Origin of the sequence: Streptomyces sp. NPDC050534 (genome assembly GCF_044457745.1) — a bacterium.
Taxonomy (GTDB): Bacteria; Actinomycetota; Actinomycetes; order Streptomycetales; family Streptomycetaceae; genus Streptomyces.
Genome location: NZ_JBITHF010000022.1, coordinates 12530 through 34007, shown reverse-complemented (window position 1 = coordinate 34007; position 21478 = coordinate 12530). Strand labels below are relative to the sequence as shown.

Genomic DNA, 21478 nt, shown 5'->3' with positions numbered 1-21478 from the left:
CAGGCGCACGCATGAGGCTGCTGTCGGCGGGGCTCGTCGCCGCGACCGTGCTGACGACCGTGCCGTGTGTCTGGCTGGGCCTGAAGCTGTCCGACCAGCGCGCGGCGGAACACCGCCGCCAAGACATCCTGGCGGCGGCCCGCCAGTCGGCGCTGAACTTCACCTCGCTCGACTACCGGCACTACGACCGGGACAGCGCCACCGTGCTCAAGGGCGCCACCGGCGAGTTCAAGAAGGAGTTCGCCGCGCAGACCGCACAACTGACGAAACTGGTCGCGCAGAACAAATCCGTGTCCGAGGGACAGGTCCTGGAAGCGGGCATCGTGCGGTCCGACGCGCACTCGGCCCGGGTCCTGGTCGTGGCCGACAGCAAGGTGACCAACACCGCCACGCCCGAGGGCCAGGCGCGCACCTACCGGCTCCAGCTCGACCTCGCGCGCGTGGCCGGCCGCTGGCTGACCTCCGGCGTCGCGTTCGTGGGCTGACCCACCCGTGAGGCCATCGATGAGGAGAGACACCGTGGCGAACCCGCCCTCCCGCACCCGCGGCACCGGCTCACCGGCCCGCCGCACCATGACCGCGGCCGCCCGCGCGGCAGCCAAGCGCGCCGGGCGGCCTGCACGCCCCGAGCACGGTGACCGCCGGGAAGAGCAGACTCCCGCCGGGCGCACCCTGCTCGTCGAGCCCCCGGCGAAGGGCTGGCAGGACCCGCCGGAGCCGCAGCCATCCGAATCGTTGCAGGACGAGCCGGAGTACGGCGCGCCCGCACGCAGGGCCGGGAGGAGTGTGCTCACCGCGGTGCTGGGACTCGTCCTCGTCACGGCCCTGACCACGGCCGCCGTACTCGGGTGGCAGTACCGGCAGGGGCGGCAGACGGAGCAGGCCCGCGACGAGGCGGTCGCGGCCGCGCGGAAGGCGGCGCCGGTCGTGCTGTCGTACGACTACCGGCACCTGGACCGGGACTTCTCCCGAGCCCGTGCCCTGCTGACGGGGCACTTCCGCGACCAGTACGGCAGGACCACGAAGTCGGTGGTCGCGCCGACCGCGACCAAGTACCACGGCGTGGTGAAGGCGACCGTGGCCACACCCGCCGACGGCGGCGCCCCGGCGGCGTCCGTCGTGTCGGCCGCGCCGGACCGGGCCGTCGTCCTGCTCTTCGTCAACCAGGTCACCGAGAGCACTCAGGTCCCGCAGCCCCGACTGGACCTGAACCGGGTGCGCATCACGCTCGCCCGCACCTCCGACGGCTGGAAGGTGAGCGGCGTCGACGCCCTCTGACCAGGCCTGTGCAAGTGCCCTCGCGCAGTCACGCGGGGGCACTTCCGCATGGGGAACGGGTGCGGCGCGAAGGCCCGTCCGGTCCGGTGCACCGCGCACACCGCCCGGCCCTTTTCGACGAGAGTTCGGTTCCTCGCGACGGACGCCGCCTGCCTCCCCGTAGAGCAGACGAAGGCATCACCCGTACCCGCCACACACCATCACCCTCTCGTCCGACTCGCGAACCCACGAGGTATCTGTGGCTCTCCTCTCCGCATTCCGTCTTCACCCCCACCCGCGATCACGGGTGCGTCTCGCCGCCGGATTGCTGGCGCTCCTCGCCGGGACCCTGCCGAGTGCGGCTGCCGACGCCGCCACCCCGCCCTCCGGAACGGTCAGCGACACCGCGCCCACGACCACGTGGAAGGCCGGTCCCTTCGCCGTCCCGAACGTCTCCGGCACTGCCGGGACGGTGAGCTGCGGGACTGCGCAACCCTGCGACGACTACGCCCTGACCGTGTCGGTGCCCGCGGGCTACGACGCCGGCCACAGCCTGCGCATCGACGTCAAATGGCCAGACTCCGCCGCCGACTTCGACCTGTACGTCCTCGACGCGAACGGCCGAGAGGTTTCCGCCTCGGCCTCTTCCAGCGACCCCGAAAGCGTGCTGCTGCCGGCGGTGTCGGCTTCGTACACCGTGCGCGTGGTGCCGTACGCGCCGCTCGGCGACAGCTTCACCGGCACCGCGAGCCTGATCACCGCTCCGGCCGATCCGCCCCCGAGCACGGCCACACCACCGGCGTACGACAACTCCTGGGCACCCGACGCCATCGCGGACGCGCACAACGCCGGAGAACCCTCGATCGGCGTCGACCGCGCGAGTGACGCCGCGATGTTCCAGGCGTACACGTCGACGCTCAAGGTCACCTACGACGGTGCCGGTACCGCCACATGGCAGGACAAGAGCGCGAGCGCGGCCAACGGCTGCCCCCAGGGCAGCACCACCAGCCTCGATCCGATCCTCTTCACCGACCCGGTCACCCACCGCACGTTCGAGTCGCAGCTCGCCGGCAAGACCGCCCTGACCTGCTACACCGACGACGACGGCGAGACGTGGACGCCGACGGGCGGCTCGGGCGTCAACTCCGGTGTGGACCACCAGACCATCGGCGGCGGCCCCTTCGCCCCGGGCGGACCGGGCGCCCTCACCTCGTACCCGAACGCCGTCTACTACTGCTCCCAGGACATCGCCGACGCCTCCTGCGCGGTCAGCCGGGACGGCGGACTGACGTACGGGCCCGCCGTCCCGATGTACTCGCTGCTGGACTGCGGCGGCCTGCACGGGCATGTGAAGGTCGCCCCGGACGGCACGGTGTACGTGCCCAACAAGGGCTGCGGCAGCCATCAGGCTGTGGCCGTCTCCGAGGACGACGGACTGACGTGGACCGTCCGCAAGAACCCGTCCAGCACCCCCGGCGACTCGGACCCGAGCGTGGGCGTCGGAGCCGGCGGGACCGTCTACATGGGCTACCAGAACAGTGACGGCACGCCGCGCATCGCCGTCAGCCACGACAAGGGCAAGACGTGGCGGTACGACCAGAACGTCGGCGCGTCCCTCGGCATCAAGAACGTCGTCTTCCCGGCCGTGACCGCCGGCGACGACAACCGTGCCGCCTTCGTCTTCCTCGGCACCACCACAGGCGGCAACTACCAGGACCCGGCCTTCCAGGGCGTGTGGCACCTGTACGTGGCCACCACCTACGACGGCGGCCAGTCCTGGGTCACCGCCGACGCCACCCCCACCGACCCGGTCCAGAGGGGGTCGATCTGTACGGGCGGCACCACCTGCGGCAAGGACCGCAACCTCCTGGACTTCATCGACGCCACCACCGACGCCCAGGGCCGCGTGCTCGCCGCCTACGCCGACGGCTGCACCGGCACCTGCGCGACCGGAGGTGCGCAGAACTACGACGCGCTCGCCTCCATCGCCCGCCAGTCCTCCGGCAACACGCTCTACGGCGCGTACGACGCCGTGGTCAGCGGCAAGCACAAGAAGCCCGGAGGACGGCGCTAGATGAAGCCATCGCCCTGGGCTGCCGTACCGGCAGGAGCCGTCCTCGCCCTGGCCGCGGTCACCGGATGTTCGGCGGCGAGCAAGCACGCCGAGCGCCCGGCGGCGACGCCGTACGCGGCGGAGCAGGCAACCGATCCGCCAGCCGGGGACGGGGACGGGGACGCGCCCGGCGGCTGTCCCACTGCCGCCTCATTGCCGCTCCCCAAGGACTTCCCGGAGAGCCTGCCGCTGCCTGACAGGGCGGTCGTGACCTCGGTGGAGCACCGCACCGGCGGACGGCTCGTCGTCGCCACCGTCGTACGGGGCGGCTTCGACACCACCCTGGCGTTCCTGCACAAGGAGCTCCCCAAAGCCGGCTACATCCCTGAGAAGGGCGAAGTGGAGGAGGGCGACGCCGAGTCGAACTTCTCCTCAACGACCGTCCGGGGCCGCTGGACCCTGCGGACGATGTCCGCCTGCGAGGGAGGGGTGTACCTGACCTACCTGACGTCTGCCGTCTCCTGACCCGGCCCGGGCGATCCAGAACCGTCCCGGGCCAGCTCCTCGATCGTCCGCGCCCCCTGCCCGCCGCTTTCCCCGTGCCCGCGCAGGTCCAGCCGTATCACCCGGCGCTCACGGGCGAAGTGCGCCACCTGGTGGTCCCAGCGGTGCCGGTCCGCCGTCCAGCCGTGGACGAACACCAGGGGCACGCCGTCGCCATCGCGGGGGCCCTCGTCGTACGTCAGTTCCGCGCCGTCGACTTCGAGCTGCGGCATGGGTGCCTCCTCGAATGCGGTCCGGTTACCGGCGAGTGCCGTAGTCGGCCCCGCGGCGACCGTCACCGCCGTTTGCCGAGGAAGTCGAGGATGTGCCCGAACACGTCCAGGGCGGCGCCCCGGCCGAGGAATGTGTCCAGGTGCCCGTAGCCGGGGATCTCGGTGTAGGACACGTCGAGGTGGGGCTGCCGGTGGGCGAGGATCTCGTGGCAGAGCTTCTGGGAGTCCAGCCACAGCCCGTTCTCGCTGCCCGAAAGCAGCAGGACGGGGGTGTCGATGCCCCCCGCCGCATCGAGGGCGTTGGGGGGCAAGGCCCGGTAGCGGTGGTCGGTGTCATGCCAGCGGACCACGCTGCGGGCCAGCTCGATACGGCGCAGGTGGGGCAGGATCCACAGCGGCGCGGGGCCGAGGAGTTCGGCGAGCCGGTCGTGGGTGGCCCCGGACAGGTTCTCGTGCACGAAGAGCGAGGCACCCGTGCCCCAGGCCGAGTTGTGCAGGATCTGGCAGGTGGGGTCCGGGCAGTTCGCCTTCCGGGAGGCCAGCGCGAACAGCGGGGTGTACTTCGACCACAGGCCCACCTTGCGGAAGTCGACCGGTATGTGGTCGATCCGGGTCTTCAGCAACTCCCCCGCCACCGACATACGCAGCGATGTCCGGCCCGCGAGCTTCGGGGTCAGGAAGACACCCTGGGACACCACGCCCGCGAGGCCGGGCACCAGCCCCGCCGCCATGCTCAGGGAGAGGGTGAGGGAGCCGATGCAGTGGGCGACCGCGAACAGCGCGCGGTCGCCGATGCGTTCGCGGATGTACGAGACGGCCTCGGGGATGTCGTACAGGGCCACGTCGTCGTACGTGTACGTCTGCCCGGTCTCGTTGTACGGCAGCCGGCAACTGCCCCGCCAGTCCAGCAGCCATGGCTCGTAGCCGTCGTCGAGGAGCACGTCGACGAGGTTGCGTGTCTCCGGCAGCAGGAACATGTCGGCGGACGCGGTGTGTCCGTGCAGGAGCAGCACGGCGGGCCGGTCCGACTCGCCGGTGTCGATGCGGGTCAGGCCGAGCCGCGCGCCGTCGCTCGCCCGGAAGAAGATCTCCTCGACGGCTGCCGGATCGAGGCGGTGGTGGAGGCGGCGGGGGGTCGGCATTGTCCGGACCCTGCGGAGCGCCGGCCGGGCGGGGCGGGAGTTCGTCGTCCTGAAGATCATCGGTGCTGCTCCGTGAGGGTCGGGGTGCGGCGCAGGTCGAGCAGGTCCGCGGCGGCGCGGGCGAAGGGGCCGAGCAGACCGCGGCCCATCTCCAGGCCGAACCAGGCGAGCCAGGTCAGCTTCGCGGCCCGCTTCTCCTGGCTGGTCAGGCGCGGGTCGACCTTGATGCCGTCGATCTGGTCGCGGACGTAGGAGTCGGCGGGCACGACGACCTCGCCCGCAAGACTCGCCGACTCGCCCTCGCGGCCGATGTGGACGGTCAGCGCGCGGGTCTGCCGCCACAGGTCGCGCCGGGCGCGCGCGTACTTGCGTCCCTCCAGCCACCAGTGGCCGCCGTCGGCATCACGCAACCGCATCCGGTAGTACAGGAGTTGGTGCTTGAGGCCGTGCTCCTGCGGGATTCCCTCCTCGGGGCGGATCCAGACGTCGCCGCGCTCGACGGCCAGCGGTTCGGGGTGCACCGCCGGGCACACCACCTCGCCGGTGACGTCCACCCGGCGTTCCTTCACCAACTGGTACATGCTCGCGATGGAGAGGGTCAGCGCCATGGAGCAAGGGGTGTCGGCGGGGGCGCCGACCGGGCCCACGCCGCCCTCGGTCGTCTCCGCGAACCACAGGTAGGGCTGGTCGTCCTTGTGCGGCAAGCGGGCGAGGCCGTCCTGGGCGAGCCGCTCGAACGTCTTGAGCTGGGCCTGTGCGTCGTAGCGGACCGCGGGCGGCAGCCCGAGCGCCTCGACCAGCGCGGTGGTGCGTTCGCCGCCTGCCGCCGGACCCTTCAGGGTCGCCTCGCACAGCTTCTGCGCTGTGGGGCTCTGCAACACCCTGGTCAGGAAGGCGAGTTCGGGAACCGGGTCGGATTCCAGGCGGGCCAGTGCGTCCGCGCGCCATTCGTCCCAGTCCTCGACGCGGACGTGCATGCCGCCGAGCGCCATGTCGCGTACGACGTCGTCGAGGGTGTTGGGCACACCGGTGAGGTTGTAGTCGTAGCCCCAGGCGTCGGGTTCGCAGATCGCGGCGACCGCGGCGCGGCTGACCCAGTCGACGGGGGCCGCGTTCAGGTACCGGAAGGCGGGCACAGTGCGGAAGCGGGCGAAGGCCGAGATCAGGCCGCTGCTGAGATCCTGCGGGTTGTAGGCGCCGGTCTTGCTGTGGCCGCCGATGCCGCCGGGCCGTAGTGCCGTGACCACCAGGCCGTGGTCGCGGGCCCGGCGCAGGGCGACCTCGGCGGCCCACTTGGACTGGTCGTACCCCGAGATGAGGCGGTCGACGTGGGCGAGCGGATCGTCCTCGCCCATGGAGGTGATGCCGACCTCGTTGAAGACCGCGATCGAGGAGATGTGGTGGAGCGGCTTGGGCCGGCCGGTGACCGCGAGTTCGGCCAGGGTCAGCGTGCCCAGGACGTTGCTCGCGCGCAGCGACTGGTAGCCGCGCAGAAAGTCCACGGCCGCCGCCACGCCGACGATGCTGTCCAGTTCGCGGGCCAGAGTGTGCCACAGCTCGTCGGACAGGCCGAGGCGCGGCTGCCGGATGTCGCCGCGGAGCACGGTCACCCGTCGGCGGACCTCCGACGACCAGGGAAGCGAGTAGCTCGTCAGCGCCGCGCCGAGCCGGGCGACCGCCGCCTCCTCATCCACTGCACGGACCAGGCAGTACACGTGGGCGTCGCTGTGCCGCAGCAGGTCGAGCAGCATGTGGCTGCCGAGGAAGCCGGTGGCGCCGGTCAGCAGGATCCGGCGCGGCGGCAGCGGCTCGGGCACGTCGGTGAACGGCAGGCGGTCTGCGAGCGCGAGGTCGGCCAGGATCTGGTCGAGGTCCTCGCGGCGGGCCCGGGGGCAGGCGTCGTCGCCAGTGCCGGCCGGGTGGCGCGCCCTCACAGCCGGTTGGGTGGGAGGTGACGGGACGGGGAGGGTGCCCGGGGCGAGGGCCGGAAGGGTGCCCGCCGCGGAGCGCGGGTCGGTGCTCCGGGTCGACGAGGTGCTCGCCGGGGTCCCTGAATCGCCCGTTGCCGACATCCAGCGTCGGGCAAGGCTGCTCGGCCGGGCGTCGGCGAACACCTCGTCCAGGTCGAACTCGATGCCCAGCTTGTCTTCCAGCTCCGCGACGAGTTCCACGGCGTGGACGGAGGTTCCTCCGGCGTCGAAGAAGTCGGTGTCGGGCGGCAGGTTCCCGCCGGGCAGATAGCGGCCCGCCGCGGCGGCGATGGTCGCCGCCACGCCGTCCACGTCCCGGGTGGGGGTGGCCGCGGCACCGTTCCCGGCAGCGGTGGCCGCCGCCGTCACCCTGGCCAGCAGGTCGCTCACGCCGAGCCCACCGCCGCCCCGCTCGATCGACTCGGCGGCCGTCCGCTGTCCGGTGTACGCCGCCGCGTCCTCGTTCAACTCACGCATGAGAGCCCTTCATGATGTGCACGGTCCCTTCCCTCACTGCTGCTCCCAGGAGCGGAATGCCCGCAGCTGGTCCGGCGTGGTCACGGCCTCCAGGCGCTCGTCCTCCTGGTCACCGCCGCCGAGCGCGGCAAGCAGCCGCCGGGCGGGTACGTTGCGCGGGGTGCGCTCCGCCGTCAGGCGGACCTTTGTGCAGCCCAGTTCCTCGGCGCGGTCGGCCAGCCACTGCAACAGGCGCTCCTCGACGCCCCGGCCGAGCGCCCGGCAGCTCATCAGCCAGGCGGGTACGTCGAGTTGGTCGCCCTCGGCGCGCAGCGCGAGCAGGCCGATCTGGCCGTAGTCACCGAAGCGGTCGCGCGCCGCGGCCGTCCACACCTCGCCCCGCTCCCGCCACCGGGCGACATCGCCGCCGTCGGCCGACCGGGCGCGCAGGGTGAACTGGTTGGTGCGGCGCACAAGTTGTTCGGCCCGCTGGACGTCGGCGTCGGACAGGGCTCGGATGCCGACCTCGAGCTCAAGCCGGGCGAGGAACTCCTCGAAACCGGCCTGTTCGCGGACGGCCTCCCGCTCCTGTTCCTGCTCGTAGAACCGGGCGCGCAGCGCGTCCTCGGCGGTCGCCGCGGCCGGGACGAGCGGCCACAACCGGTCCAGGAACTCGTCCAGTTCCGTCGACTGCGGGCAGGTCACCGACAGCACCTGCGGCAGCACCGACCGCATCTTGGCGATCTCGGCCGGGTTGTCGTCCAGGAACAGGAAGCTGTTCAGGCCGAGGTTGAGCGTGCGCGCCGCCTCGGCCAGGCGGCCCGGCTTCGGGCCCCAGCCGGCGGAGAGCACGGTGAAGTGCTCCGGCTTCAACAGGCTGCCGGGGCGGTCCAGGACGGCGCGGACCGTGGCCTCGTCGTTGTTGCTGACCAGCGCCAGCACAGCGCCCGCCTCCCGCCACTGCAGCAGCCTGCGCGCGAGGCGGGCACGAGGACCGGTCAGGTCGACCGCCTCGGGGCCCGTCTCGCCGGCCACCCCGCCCCACAGGGTCTCGTCGCCGTCCACCGCGATCACCTTCGGCACGGGGCGCAGCACCGCCCGTACGACCTCCGCCAGACGTAGGGCCACGGCCGCCTGGAAGGGCGGGGTGAAAGGCAGATGGGCCAGCCGCTCGGTCCGCTCGTCGAAGTGTTCCTCGACGGCGTGGTGCCGGGTCCAGTCGTCGGCGCCGATAACCGCGATGCCCGCCAGCTCGGCCAGGTCGGCGGCAATCCCGAGCTCCCACTGCGTCAGGCGGTCCTCGCCCCGTGCGGTGGGGAGGAAGCCGACGACGAGTGGCGTGCGGGTGCGTTGGGACAGCGCCTTCAGTGCAGCCGGGTAGGCGGTGCGCAGCTCGGTGAGCACTGCGTCGTCGACGGGCCCGAAGCGTTCGAGATCCGCTGCCCGCAGCAGCACGACGCCCACGGCGGTCGTGGGGTCGGCGAAGACGCCGGAAGGGTCCTGGAGGCTTGCGAGCACTTGGTGGTACGGCGCTTCGGCGATCGTCAGACCGCCGTCCGTGGCCCCGTCGTTGACCGCCGTCTCACACATCAGCGGCAGATTGCCGAGGGCGAAGGTCGCGGCGATGGCCAGGGACCGGCGCGGCGCGGGCGTGGCAGCAACCTCGGTAGCAGGGGCCTTGGCCGCAGGAGCCTTGGCGGCCCGTACCAGTGCCGTCGGGTCCTCGGCCGTCTCACCAAGCAGCCGCAGGAACTCCTTCCCCAGTTCGGCCGTGGCCGCTGCATCCAGGATGTCCAGGTTGTGGTCGAGCCGGATGCGCGCCGCGTCCGGGGTCATGGTGATCATCAGGTCGAGATCGGAGTAGCCGGTGCCTGCGGGCAGCACCTCCATGCGGGTGAGGCGGCGCGAGGAGCGCACATAGTTGAAGTAGACCTCGACCAGTGGCGCGTTCTGCCGGTGCAGCCCCTGCCTGGCCAGCGTGGCCAGGACGTCCGAGAACATGGCGCCCTTGGCCAGTACCTGCTGCAGGCGGCCGTCCGTGCGGCGCAGCACCTCGCCGACCGCCTCGTCCGCCCGGGCCTCGGCCGGGAACGGTACCGGTACGCCGAAGAAGCCCACCGCGTCGTAGGCGTCGGCGTGGACGCGGGTGTCAACGGGCACGGCGAGCACGAACCGCTCCCGCTCCCGCTTCCTGGCAAGCAGCACCGTCAGCGTGCCGAGGCAGAAGGCGGCGGGAGTGATCGCCAGGCTGCTCGCGGCTGCCGACACCCGCTCCATCAGGCCGTCGGGAATGGTCACCGTCACGCTTCCGGCCCGGTAGGACCGTGTCGCGGGGCGCGGCCGGGCGAGTGTCAGGTCGAGCCGCTCGCTGCCGTTGAAGGCCTCGCGCCACTCGGCACCCGCCCCCTCACCGCTCTGCTGGGCTTCGACGAGCAGGGCGATGTCGCGGTTGGTGACGGCATCCCCGAGCGGGGTGCCGGACAGTTCCGCGTCGATCTCCCCGGCCACGAGCAGCAGCGACTGCAGGTCGCTCACGGCGTGGTGGGCGCCGAAGACGAGGATCTGTCCCCGCGCACCGCCGTCCACGAGCTCGAACCGCCACAATGGCGCGCCGGCCAGATCGAAGGCAGGCTCCAGCAGTCGGCGCAGCCGGTCGGCGGCGTCGACTTCGCCCTCGGCGCTCGTCCAGCGCAGGAGCGGCTCGGCCGCCTCGCGGTCCACGCGCAGTTGCCACCCGCCTTCGCTGCCGGTGACGATCGCGGTGCGCAGGGCAGCGTGCCGGGCGACGAGCCGGTCGAGGATGGCGGTGAGCGTCTCGCGGGTCGTCGGTGCGGTGAGGCGTACGGCCAGGCCGATGCCGTGCGCCGCGTCCGGCATGCCCGGCTGGGCGCTGCGCAGCAGGCGTACGACATCGCGGGTCGCGGGCCGCAGTTCGGTCTCCGGCACGTCCTGGCCGAGGTGGTCGGGCTGCTCCTGCGCCATGGTCTCCCGCTCCGGCAGGGCCTCGCCCAGGGCCCGGGCGAGGCCGCGGATGTCGGACGCCGCGAACACGGCGGCGGCCGGGAGCTCGACGCCCAGTTCGCGGGCGAAGGCGTTGCGCAGCCGCACCAGCATCAGGGAGTCCAGGCCGAGTTCCTTCAGGGCGGTGGTCGCGGACACGTCCACCGTTCCCCCGCAGACCTCGCCGGCCCTGGCCCGTACGTACGCCTCCAGCACGGTGGCGCGGTCCCGGTCGTTGGTAGCCGCGAACACTTTCTTGACGAGGTCGTCCGGGACGGCCGTGCCCGTCGGGGTGGTCACCAGGTCGCCCAGGATCGGGCGGGTGCGTGCCACGTCAGGAACGAGCGTCAGCATCTCCCAGTCCAGGGCCAGGGGCGCGAGCTGGCGGCGGGAGGTGGCCAGCACGCGCTGGAACAGCTCGCCGCCCTTCTGCGGTGAGAAGGCGATCAGGCCGGAGCGGCTGGTCTCGGCGGCTCGGGTGCCCGACTCGGACACCATGCCGACGCCGGCCCAGGCACCCCAGTCCAGGCTCAGCGCCCGGCGGTCGCTGTGGGAGAGGTGGTGCGCCCAGGCGTCGAGGAAGGCGTTCGCCGCCGAGTACGGGCTCTGACCGGCCGAGCCGAGGAGTCCGGCCGCCGAGGCGAACAACACCAATGTTCCCGCTTCCGGGGCCAGTTCGGTGAGCAGGGCGGTGCCCAGGACCTTGGGGGCGAGCACGCGCAGGACGCGTTCGTCGGTCAGGTTCGCCACGGTGGCGTCGTCGAGTACACCGGCCGCGTGCACAACCGCCGCGATGGGGCCCGCTGTCCGTCGTACGGCGTCCAGAGCCGCTGCCAGGCCGTCCCGGTCGGCGACGTCGGCGCGCGCCAAGTGCACGGTGACGCCTCGCTCTTCAAGGCCCTTGATCCAGGTCGCGGTCTCCGCGTCGGGTGTGCCCCGGCTCATCAGCGCCAGACGGCGGGCCCCGCGGCGGACCAGTCGCTCGGCGACGACCCGGCCGAGGCCGCCGAGACCGCCGGTGATCAGGTGCACGCCGTCCGCGCTGGTCTGGCCGTGGCCGCCGTCGTCCGGGTGGGTGCGCGCCAGGCGCGGCACCAGTCGGCCCGCCCCGCGCAGGGCGACGAGCCGTTCGTCGTCCGCGTGCCTCAGCTGTGTCCAAAGGTCGCCGACACCGCCGGTGGGCGGCAGGTCGATCAGCGTGGTCGACAGCTCCGGGTGCTCCTGCGCCACCGCGAGCCCGAAGCCCCAGGCGAGTGCCTGCTGCGGGTTGGTCACCTGGGTGCTGTCACCGGCAGCCTGGCTGCCCCGCACGACCACGAACAGGCGCGGTGGCCGGCCGTGCGGACGGTCGGCGAGGGTGCGCACCAGGTGCAGAGTGCTCAGGCAGCACAGTCGTGCCGCCTCCTTGGCCGTACCGACATCGCCGACGGGTGGAGCATCCAGCGCGGACAGCTGAATCACCCGCTCGGGCGCTCCGCCCGGGAACGCCTCGTCCAGGAGCCGGGCCAGGTGCTGCGGATCGGCCGGGTCGAGCACGTACCGGCCGGGCCCCTCGACGCCGAACGCGGTCCCCCTGCGGGCGATGACATGCGGCACGGAGGAACCGAGCCGCTTGCCGAGTTCCGCGGCCGCCCCGCTCTCGTCGGCCAGGATCAGCCAACTGCCCTCGGTGGGCGGCTCCTGCGCCACCGGCCGCGGTTGCCAGCGGGTCTCGAAGAGCGCCCCGTTCAGCGGCGAGAGCGCCGCCAGCTCGAACTCCTCCGCCTCAAGGAGGAGTTGCTCGTCCTCGTCCCAGATCCTGAGGTCCAGGACGGCGGTGTCCTGGGCCGTGGAGCGCAGCCGGCAGGTCACCCACGCGGGCGTGCCGCGCAGCCCGGTGAACCGCAGGCGTCCGACCCCCGCGGGCACGAACGCGCGGTCCCCGGGTGCGTCGCCGGGCAGGGCGGCCGTGTGGAAAGCGGCGTCGAGAGCCGCTGGGTGCAGGAGGTGACCCGCTGCGGGCCTGGCGGCCAGTCGGCCGAGGGACTGGTCGTGCGTGCGGTGGCCCTCCTCGAGCCCTCGGAAGGCGGGGCCGTAGTCGATGCCGAGGGCGGTCAACCCGGCGTAGACGGCCGGCAGGTCGACTGCTTCGAGGCACTGCTCGCGCACGCCGGAAAGCGCAACGTCGGCGGTCGGCTCGTCGCGGACCGGCGCAACGCGTCCGATGACGTGCTGCTCCCACCGCGTGCCGCGCTCACCCGCAGCCGCCGATGCGATGGTGAAGTCCCGGGAGCCGCCTTCGGCGGGCCGCAGGACGAGTTGCAGCCGTACGGGCCGGTCTTCGCCCAGGCGCAGCGGCTGGAGGAACTTGACGTCGGCCAGGCGTACTTCCCGGCCGTCCGTCACGGCGGACGCGGCCTCCAGTGCCATGTCCAGGAAGGCGGCGCCGGGCAGCCAGACCTCGCCGCCGACTTGGTGGTCGGTCAGATAGGCGAAGCGGATGTCCCCCAGGTCGATCTCACTCTGGAAGGTGTGCCGGTCGGGCTCGTCACTGGACTCGATGTGCGTACCGAGGATCGGCGAGGAGCCTGCCGCTGTGGCCGGGGCGGGCGCGAGCCAGTGCCGCTCGCGGGCGAAGGCGTATGTGGGCAGGTCGACGCGGCGGCCGTGCGGGAACAGTACCGGCCAGTCGGGCGTGTGCCCGGCGGCGTACAACTCGCCCACCCTGCGCAGCAGCACGTCGTGTCCGCCCTGCTCCCGACGCAGCGAGCCGACGCCGACCGCGTCGATCCCGGCCTCCGCAGCCACCGCCTCGATGGAGGAGAGCAGCGAGGGGTGCGGGCTGAGCTCGACGAAGTAGCGGTAGCCGTCGTCCAGCATCCGTCGGACCGTGTCCGCGAAACGGACGGGCTGCCTGAGGTTGGCGTACCAGTAGCCGGCGTCCAGCCGGTCACCGGGGACGGGTTCGGCCAGCACCGTCGAGTACAGAGGGGTCGACGCCTGTCCGGCCCGGATGCCGGAGAACCGGTCGAGCATTTCCTCGCGCACGGGTTCCATCAGCGGAGTGTGCGAGGCGAACGGCGTCGACAGCCGTCGTACGGGGATCTGCTGCTCGTCGAGGGCCCGGCGCAGCTCGGCCAGCGCATCGGCGTCGCCTGCGACCGCCGTGGAGGTGCCGCTGTTGACGGCGGCGACGAAGAGCCGGCCCTCGTACGGCGCGAGCAGCTCCTCGACTTCCGTGCGGGCCAGCTCCACGGACACCATGCCGCCCTGTCCGACCAGCGGTACGACGGCGTGGGCGCGCCCGGTCACCACGGTCACCGCGTCGTCGAGGGTGAGGGCGCCCGCGCTGTAGGCGGCGGCGATCTCGCCCAGGCTGTGCCCGATCACGGCGTCCGGGGCGACCCCGAGCCGCCGCCAGGCGGCTGCCAGCGCCGCGTTGACCGCAAAGAGCACCGGCTGCAGGTACTCGGTCCGGTCGAGCGGGGAGAATTCCTCGGGGGCCCGCAGGACATTGAGCACCGACCAACCCACATGCCGCTGCACCGTCTCGTCGATCCGGGTCAGTTCCTTGCGGAACGCCTCCGACCCGGCCATCAACTCCACGCCCATGCCCGGCCATTGGCCGCCGTGTCCGGCGAAGACGAAGGCCACCTTGCCCGACTGCTCCTCGCGGGGCGGTGCGAGCGGCGCACGTCCGGCTCCCAACGCGTCGAGACGCGCCCTCAGTTCGTCCCGGTCGTCCGCCGCGATCGCCGCCCGCCACTCCAAGTGGCTGCGGTGCCGCGCCAGGGTGTGAGCGACATCCGGCAGCGCGACGTCCTCGGTCAGGTGCCTGGCCAGCCGCGCGGCCTGGCCTCGCAATGCAGCCTCGCTCCGCCCGGACACCACGAACAACCGTTTTCCGGGCGGGACTTCGCTCACCTGCTCGGCCTCGACCGGCGGAGCCTCTTCGAGGATCACATGCGCGTTGGTTCCGCTGATCCCGAAGGCGCTGACCCCGGCACGCCGGGCCCGCTCCCCCGCCGACGGCCAGGCCGCCGCCTGCTGCAGCAGCTGCAGCCCGCTGCCGTCCCAGTCGACGTGCCGGCTGGGCGTGCCCGCGTGCAGGGTGGCCGGAAGGGTCTGGTGGCGCAGCGACTGGACCACCTTGATCAGCCCGGCCACGCCCGAAGCGGCCTGCGTGTGCCCGAGGTTGGACTTGAGCGAGCCGAGGTACAGCGGGCGGTCGTGGGGGCGCGAGTCGCCGAAGACCTGCGACAGGGCGTTCGCCTCGATCGGGTCGCCCAGCGTCGTGCCCGTCCCGTGCGCTTCGACGTAGTCGATGTCGGCGGGCTGAAGCCGGGACAGCTCCAGGGCTCGGCGGATCACCTGCTCCTGAGCCGGACCGTTGGGCGCGGACAACCCCTGACTGCGGCCGTCCTGGTTGACGGCCGTGCCGCGCACCACGGCCAGCACCTGGTCACCGTCGCGCTGGGCGTCACTCAGCCGCTTCAGTACGATCATGCCGACGCCCTCGGCCCATATGGCGCCGTCGGCGTCGTCGGAGAAGGAACGGCAGCGTCCGGTCGCGGACAGGCCCCGCAGTCGGCTGAATTCCACGAAGGTCCCCGGCGTCACCATGAGCGTCACACCTCCGGCGAGTGCCAGGTCGCACTCGCCCGACCGGAGCGCCTGCGTCGCCAGGTGCACCGCCACCAGCGACGACGAGCACGCCGTGTCCACCGTCAACGCCGGACCGTGCAGCCCGAGCGCATAGCTGAGCCGGCCGGAGGCCACGCTGAGCGCCGAGCCCGTGCCGACGTAGCCGTCGAGCTGGTCGAGCCGGGAGCCCGACAGGTAGTCGCTGCCGAACATGCCGACGTACACGCCGGTGGTGCTGCCCGCAAGTCGGGCGGGCACGATCCCGGCGCGCTCGAGTGCCTCCCACGCCGTCTCCAGGAGCAGCCGCTGCTGCGGGTCCATGGCCGCCGCCTCCTTCGGGGTGATGCCGAAGAAGCCCGCGTCGAAGGAGGCGATGTCGTCCAGGAAGCCGCCTTCCCGGGCGTACGACTTGCCCGGGGCGTCCGGGTCGGGGTCGTACAGCGACTCCACGTCCCAGCGTCCGGCCGGGAACGGGCCGACCGCGTCGCGGCCCTCCGCGACCAGCCGCCACAGTTCCTCCGGGTCGCTCACTCCGCCCGGCAGTCGGCAGGCCATGGCGACGACGGCCACCGGCTCGTCGGTCGGCGCGGTCGTGCTGCGGGTGGGGCGCAGATCGCTGCGGCGGGTCGTACGTCCACTCGCCGCAAGGACGTTGGTCAGCAAGTACTCGGCGAGACGAGCCGGGGTGGGGTGGTCGAACAGCAGGGTCGCGGGGAGCCGGGCGCCGAGGCCGGCGGCGAGGCGGTTGCGGAGTTCGACCGCGGTCACGGAGTCCATGCCGAGCTCGCGCAGTGGCTGGTCGGGGCGGACGGACTCCGCCGAGCGCAGACCGAGGGTGCGGGACGCCTCTTCGCGAACCAGCGCCAAGACACGTTCGGCGCGTTCGGCTTCCGGCAGCCGGGCCAGGCGGTCCGCCAGGGCGTCGCTGCCGTCCCGGCCGGTGCGCGGCGCGGGCAGCAGCGAGCGCCACAACGCAGCCGCGGGGCCACCCGCGGCGGCCATGGTCTCGCGCAGGCGAGTGAGGTCCAGGGCCCAGGCGACCAGGTGCGGGGTACTCCGGCGCAGGGAGAGTTCCACCAGGTCGCGGCCCTGGTCGGGGGTGAGGGCACGGTGGCCGAGACGGGACATCCCCGCGAGGTCGGCGTGTTCGGCGGCAAGGCCCTCGCCCGCCCACGCGCCGAACGAGACCGCCACGGCAGGCAGGCCCAAGGCCCGCCGGTGGTGGGCCAGTTGGTCGAGAAAGACGTTGGCGGCCGCGTAGTTGGCCTGGCCCGCGTTGCCTGCGACACCGGCAGCCGAGGAGACCAGCACGAACATCTCGAGCGGCATGTCGGCGGTGACCCGGTGCAGATGGGCGGCGCCGTCGACCTTGGGGCGCAGCACCCGAGCGAGGCGTTCGTGCGTCAGCTCGGCGACCACCCCGTCGTCCAGGACGCCGGCGCAGTGCACGATGCCCCTCAGCGGCAGCTCGTCACCGACACTGCCGAGCACGTCGGCCACGGCCGTCGCGTCCGCGACGTCGCACGCCGCCACCTCGACCTCGGCTCCGAGCGCGGCGAGTTCCTCGATGACCTCGGCGGTGCGCGGATCGGCGGTGCCCTGTCGTGACGCCAGCAGCAGGCGGGGGACGCCGCGTTCGGCCAGGAGGCGGGCGATGTGGCGACCGACGGCACCCAGGCCTCCAGTGATCAATACCGTGCCGTCCGTGGGCACCGAGCCGGGTACGGCCGGGCCGGCGGCGCGGGCGCGAACCAGCCGAGGGGCGAGCAGCGTGCCCGAACGTAGAGCGAGTTCGGGCTCACCGCGGTGCGCCACTGCGGCCCGCAGGGCGTCCGCGGGATCGTCGCAGCCGTCGAGGTCGAGCAGGGTCAGTCCGAGGTCCGGGCGCTCGATGCGGGCGCTGCGGGCCAGGCCCCACAGGACCGACTGTGCCAGTCCGGACACCGTGTCCACGTCACCGGCGGCGACCGCACCGCGGGTCACCCATACGGTCCGCGTGGGCGCTACGTCGTGCGTGATGAGGGCTTGCAGTTCGGCCAGGGCTGTTGCCGCCAACTCGTGTGCTGCAAGGGCGATTTCGCCGTCTTCGGCCGGGAGAGGCCAGAACCGCACCAGGACGTCACCGCCGGTCTCGCGGAGCCGGATCCCGGCCGCCTCGAGTCCGCTGAGCGCCGCAGCGGCCTGCGGGTCGGACGGGTCGCCGACGACGGCCCACTCGCTGTCCGGTCCTTCAGAGGGCTCTTCGGTCACCGCCGTCCACGTCGGCTCGTACAGGTGCCGGCCGTTCTCCGAGCCGCTGATGAGGTCCGCCGGATTCGCGGCCCGCAGCCGCACGCCCTCCAGCCTGCCGGCCGGGATACTGTCGGTGTCCCACAGGGTCACATCCAGCGTGAGGTCCGTGCCGGAGCCGCCGGTCCGCCGTACGGACGCGATGAGCTCGTTCGCGCCACCGTGATGCAGGGCGCAGCGGCCCACCGCGACCGGCAGCAGCACCCGGCCGTCGGAGGCGTCGAACGCGGCGGCCACGTGGAGCGCGGCGTCCAGCAGCGCCGGGTGGACCGGGTAGGGGTCACTCAGGTCACGGGCAGCGTCCGGGAGCGACAGCCGGGCCAGCAGCTCGCCGCCGCCGGTCACCACCGCCTCCCGTACGCCCTGGAAAGCGGGTCCGTAGCCGAGGCCGAGCCCGGTCAGCCGCTCGTACGTCTCCGGGCTCCACCCGGGTTCGGCCGTCTCCGGCCGGTCCGGAGGCTGCCCCGCCGTCACCGGCGCCGCCTCGTCAGCGGAGGCGGTTGCGTGCAGGGTCCAGCCCGTGGCCCCCTGGCCCCGCGGGCGGCTGTGCACAGTGATCTCCGGAACGGGGCCGGCCGTGACGACCTCGACGGACACTTCGACCGTGCCGGAGACGGAGAGCACGAGGGGCGTGAGCAGGAGCAGGTCTGTGACGTCGGCCGGTTCGTCCGGGCGGGCCACGGCGAGGGCGGCGCGACACAGCTCCATCAGGGTCGTACCCGACACCACGGTCCTGCCGAAGACGGTGTGATCGGGCAGCCAGTCGGTGGTCGACGGGGACCACTCGTTGCGGAAGGTCCAGCGGGTTTCGTCCGCCGACTGCAGCTGAATCCCGAGCAACGGGTGCGCGGAGCGGTCGAACAGGCCGGGGGCGCCGGCGGCGGACTCGGGCTCGATCCAGTGGCGCTGCGCGTCCCATGCGTAGGTCGGCAGGTCCGCGGGCACCGTGTCCGCAACCAGACGACGCCAGTCGATCTTCCGTCCGTGGACGTGGAGTTCGGCGGCGGCGCGGTCCAGACACGCGGGCCCGTCCTCGTCTCGGCGGAGCGAGCCGACGGCGACCAGTTCGCGGCCGCAGTCCTCGCCGATCGTGTGCAGCGCGGTGAGCAGGGACGGGTGGGGGCTGAGTTCGACGAAGTAGCGGTAGCCGTCGGCCGCCATGCGCTCGACGGTGGGTGCGAAGCGGACGGGTTCGCGAAGGTTGGTGTACCAGTAGTCGGCCTCCTGTTCCTCGGTGACCGGCTCACCGGTCACCGTCGAATACCAGGCGACCGACGTCGGACAGGTGGTGACGCCGTCGAGTTCGTCCACGATCAGTCCGTGGACCTGCTCGACCTGAGTGCTGTGGGAGGCGTAGTCGACGTCGAGGCGACGGACGAACACCTGCTCCCGGTCGAGGTCGGCAAGGAGCGCCGCCAGCGGCTCCACGGCACCGGCGATCACCGTCGAACGGCCGCTGTTCACGGCGGCGACCGAAACCCGTCCGTCCAGACCTTCGAGGCGGGCCTCGACGTCGGTGTGCGGAAGGGCCACGACGGCCATGGTGCCGGTGCCGGACAGCCCGGTCAGGGCCTGGCTGCGCAGGGCGACGACCGCCGCCGCGTCGTTGAGACTCAGAGTCCCGGCGACGCAGGCCGCGGCGACCTCGCCCTGGCTGTGCCCGATCACGCCGTCGGGCCGTACGCCACGGGCCCGCCATACTGCGGCCAGGGACACCATCACGGCGAAGAGCACCGGCTGGACGACATCCACGCGGTCCAGGGACGGCGCGCCCGCGTCGCCGCGCAGGACGGCCGCCACCGACCACTCGGTGAACGGGCGCAGGGCGCCGTCGCAGCGGTCGAGTTCGTCGGCGAACACCGGGTCGTGCGCAAGCAGGTCGCGGGCCATGCCGGCCCACTGGGCGCCTTGGCCCGGAAAGACGAACGCCAACTTGCCTGCCGGGGCCGTCTGCTGGGGACCGACGGTCAGGTCCGTCTCCGGCCGTCCCCCGGCCAGTCCGTCCAGGGCCGTCAGCAGGTCGTCGCGGTTGCCTGCCCGGACGACGGCCCGGTGCTCGAAGTGGGTACGGTGGTGGGCCAGCGTCGCGGCCACCGCCCGCACCGGTAACTGCGGCTGTCCGGCCAGGAATTCATGCAGGCGCCGGGCCTGCCTCTCAAGGGCGGGAAGAGTACCGGCTGAGAGCGGGAAGAGAGTCGCGGTACCCGACGGCTCCCCTTCCGCTCCTGGCCGTACGACATCCTGTGGTGCCTCCTCCAGCACCACGTGCGCATTGGTGCCGCTGATCCCGAACGCGCTCACTCCCGCTCGGCGCAGCCGGTCGCCGCTGCGCGGCCACGCCTGGGCGCCGCCCGGCACGCGCAGGCCGCTGCCCGCCCAGTCGATGTGCTCGGTGAGCGCCTCGGCGTGCAGGGACGCCGGTATCTGCTCGTGCCCGAGGGCCAGCACCGTCTTGATGACGCCGCCGATGCCCGCCGCGGCCTGCGTGTGACCGATGTTGGACTTCAGGGAGCCGACGCCCAGCGGCCGGGCGGCCGGGCGGCCCGGTCCGAACACGGCGGCCAGTGCCCGGCCCTCGATGGGATCGCCGAGCGGGGTACCCGTGCCGTGTGCCTCCACGTAGTCCAGGTCGTCCGGCTCGATACCGGCGGCGTCCAGGGCCGCGCGCAACACCCGTTCCTGGGCAGGTCCGTTCGGGGCGCTCAGTCCCTGGCTGCGTCCGTCCTGGTTGATTGCCGAGCCCTTGATGACGGCGAGGACCCGGTCGCCGTCCTGGCGGGCGTCCGCGAGCCGCTTCAGCAGGACCACACCGCAGCCTTCGGCCCACACCACGCCGTCCGCGCCGGCCGAGAACGGGCTGCACCGTCCGGACGGCGACAGCCCGCGCAGCCTGCTGAACTCGACGTGCCCGCGCGGGGTCACCAGCAGCGTCGCGCCGCCCGCCAGCGCGAGGTCGCACTCGCCGCCCGCCAGCGCCCGGGCCGCGAGGTGCAGGGCGACGAGGGACGACGAGCAGGCTGTGTCGACGGTGACCGCCGGGCCCTGCAGACCGAGGGTGTAGGCGATGCGCCCGGAGGCCACGCTGGGCGCCGAGCCCGTGCCGATGTGCCCGTCGAGCTGGGCAAGCGAGGCCGAAGCGAGGTATCCGCTGTCGTACAGGCCGATGTAGACGCCCGTGGAGCTGCCGTGCAGCGCCTTGGGGACGATCCCGGCCCGTTCGATCGCCTCCCAGCTCGTCTGCAGCAGCAGCCGCTGCTGCGGGTCCATGGCCGCGGCCTCTCGCGACGAGATGCCGAAGAAGGGGGCGTCGAAGTGGTCGATTTCGTCGAGGAAGCCGCCCCGCAGGCTGTACGCCTTGCCGACAGCCTCCGGGTCGGGGTCGAAAAGCCCCTGGGATCCCCAACGGCCCTTCGGTACCTCGGAGATGACGTCCTCGCCCGCGGCCAGCAGCCGCCACAGCGCCTCGGGGTCGTCGGCGCCACCGGGGAAGCGGCAGGCCATTGAGACGATCGCGATGTCACCGCCCGTCGCCCGCACGGGGGCGTCGCCCGGCGCCACGTCGTCGTCCGCCTTGGGTCGTTCGCCGAGGATCGCGTCGGCGAGCTCGGTGATCGTGGGGTGGTTGAAGACAAGGGACGGCTCCACCGGCCGGCCGGTCCGCGCGGCAAGCTCCGCGGCCATGGTCACCAATTGGCGTGACCCCAGGCCGAGTTCGGCGATCGGCCGGTCGGGGTCGACGGCCGGCGGGTCGAGCCCGGCGGCCTCGGCGACGGCCGACACCAGCCAGGCGCGCAGTTCCTCGGATGTGTTGACGGACGTCTCGGCGGACTGCTTCGGGAACTCGTTCGCAGGCATTGGTCAGGGTGTCCTCAGGAACGGTGGTTCAGGCGATTTCCGTACGCGCGGAACGGG

At 72.7% G+C, this 21478-nt stretch carries 7 protein-coding genes and 1 pseudogene; 4 read left to right on the top strand and 4 right to left on the bottom strand.

The window, feature by feature from the left end; translation table 11 throughout:
- Positions 1–11 precede the first annotated feature (11 nt).
- The 4 genes from ACIBN2_RS43910 to ACIBN2_RS43895 all read left to right on the top strand — a co-directional run bounded on the left by ACIBN2_RS43910 (position 12) and on the right by ACIBN2_RS43895 (position 3835).
- The gene (locus ACIBN2_RS43910) at positions 12–485 is read left to right on the top strand and encodes a hypothetical protein (protein WP_399143392.1); all 474 of its coding nucleotides are present in this window, start codon (positions 12–14) and stop codon (positions 483–485) included.
- A gap of 34 nt (positions 486–519) precedes the next feature.
- Positions 520–1278: a hypothetical protein gene (locus ACIBN2_RS43905; protein ID WP_399143391.1), complete on the top strand. Its 759-nt coding sequence runs from the start codon at positions 520–522 to the stop codon at positions 1276–1278.
- A 286-nt stretch (positions 1279–1564) separates the two neighbouring features.
- Positions 1565–3331 carry a sialidase family protein gene (locus ACIBN2_RS43900; protein ID WP_399143390.1) on the top strand — a complete coding sequence of 589 codons (1767 nt, stop codon included), beginning with the start codon at positions 1565–1567 and terminating at the stop codon, positions 3329–3331.
- Positions 3332–3835, top strand: a complete 504-nt coding sequence (locus ACIBN2_RS43895; protein WP_399143389.1) for a hypothetical protein — start codon at positions 3332–3334, stop codon at positions 3833–3835.
- A 23-nt stretch (positions 3836–3858) separates the two neighbouring features.
- Here the strand turns inward: ACIBN2_RS43895 and ACIBN2_RS43890 are convergent.
- From ACIBN2_RS43890 to ACIBN2_RS43875, 4 genes and pseudogenes are all read right to left on the bottom strand, one after another.
- Positions 3859–4086, bottom strand: a pseudogene (locus tag ACIBN2_RS43890) (alpha/beta fold hydrolase); the annotation flags it as partial.
- Positions 4087–4148: 62 nt separating this feature from the next.
- Positions 4149–5228: an alpha/beta hydrolase gene (locus ACIBN2_RS43885; protein ID WP_399143388.1), complete on the bottom strand. Its 1080-nt coding sequence runs from the start codon at positions 5226–5228 to the stop codon at positions 4149–4151.
- A 56-nt stretch (positions 5229–5284) separates the two neighbouring features.
- Positions 5285–7675 (bottom strand): thioester reductase domain-containing protein, encoded by a 2391-nt coding sequence (locus ACIBN2_RS43880; protein WP_399143387.1) that lies wholly within the window; start codon positions 7673–7675, stop codon positions 5285–5287.
- A 33-nt stretch (positions 7676–7708) separates the two neighbouring features.
- The gene (locus ACIBN2_RS43875) at positions 7709–21421 is read right to left on the bottom strand and encodes an SDR family NAD(P)-dependent oxidoreductase (RefSeq protein WP_399143386.1); all 13713 of its coding nucleotides are present in this window, start codon (positions 21419–21421) and stop codon (positions 7709–7711) included.
- Between the last annotated feature and the right edge of the window lie 57 nt (positions 21422–21478).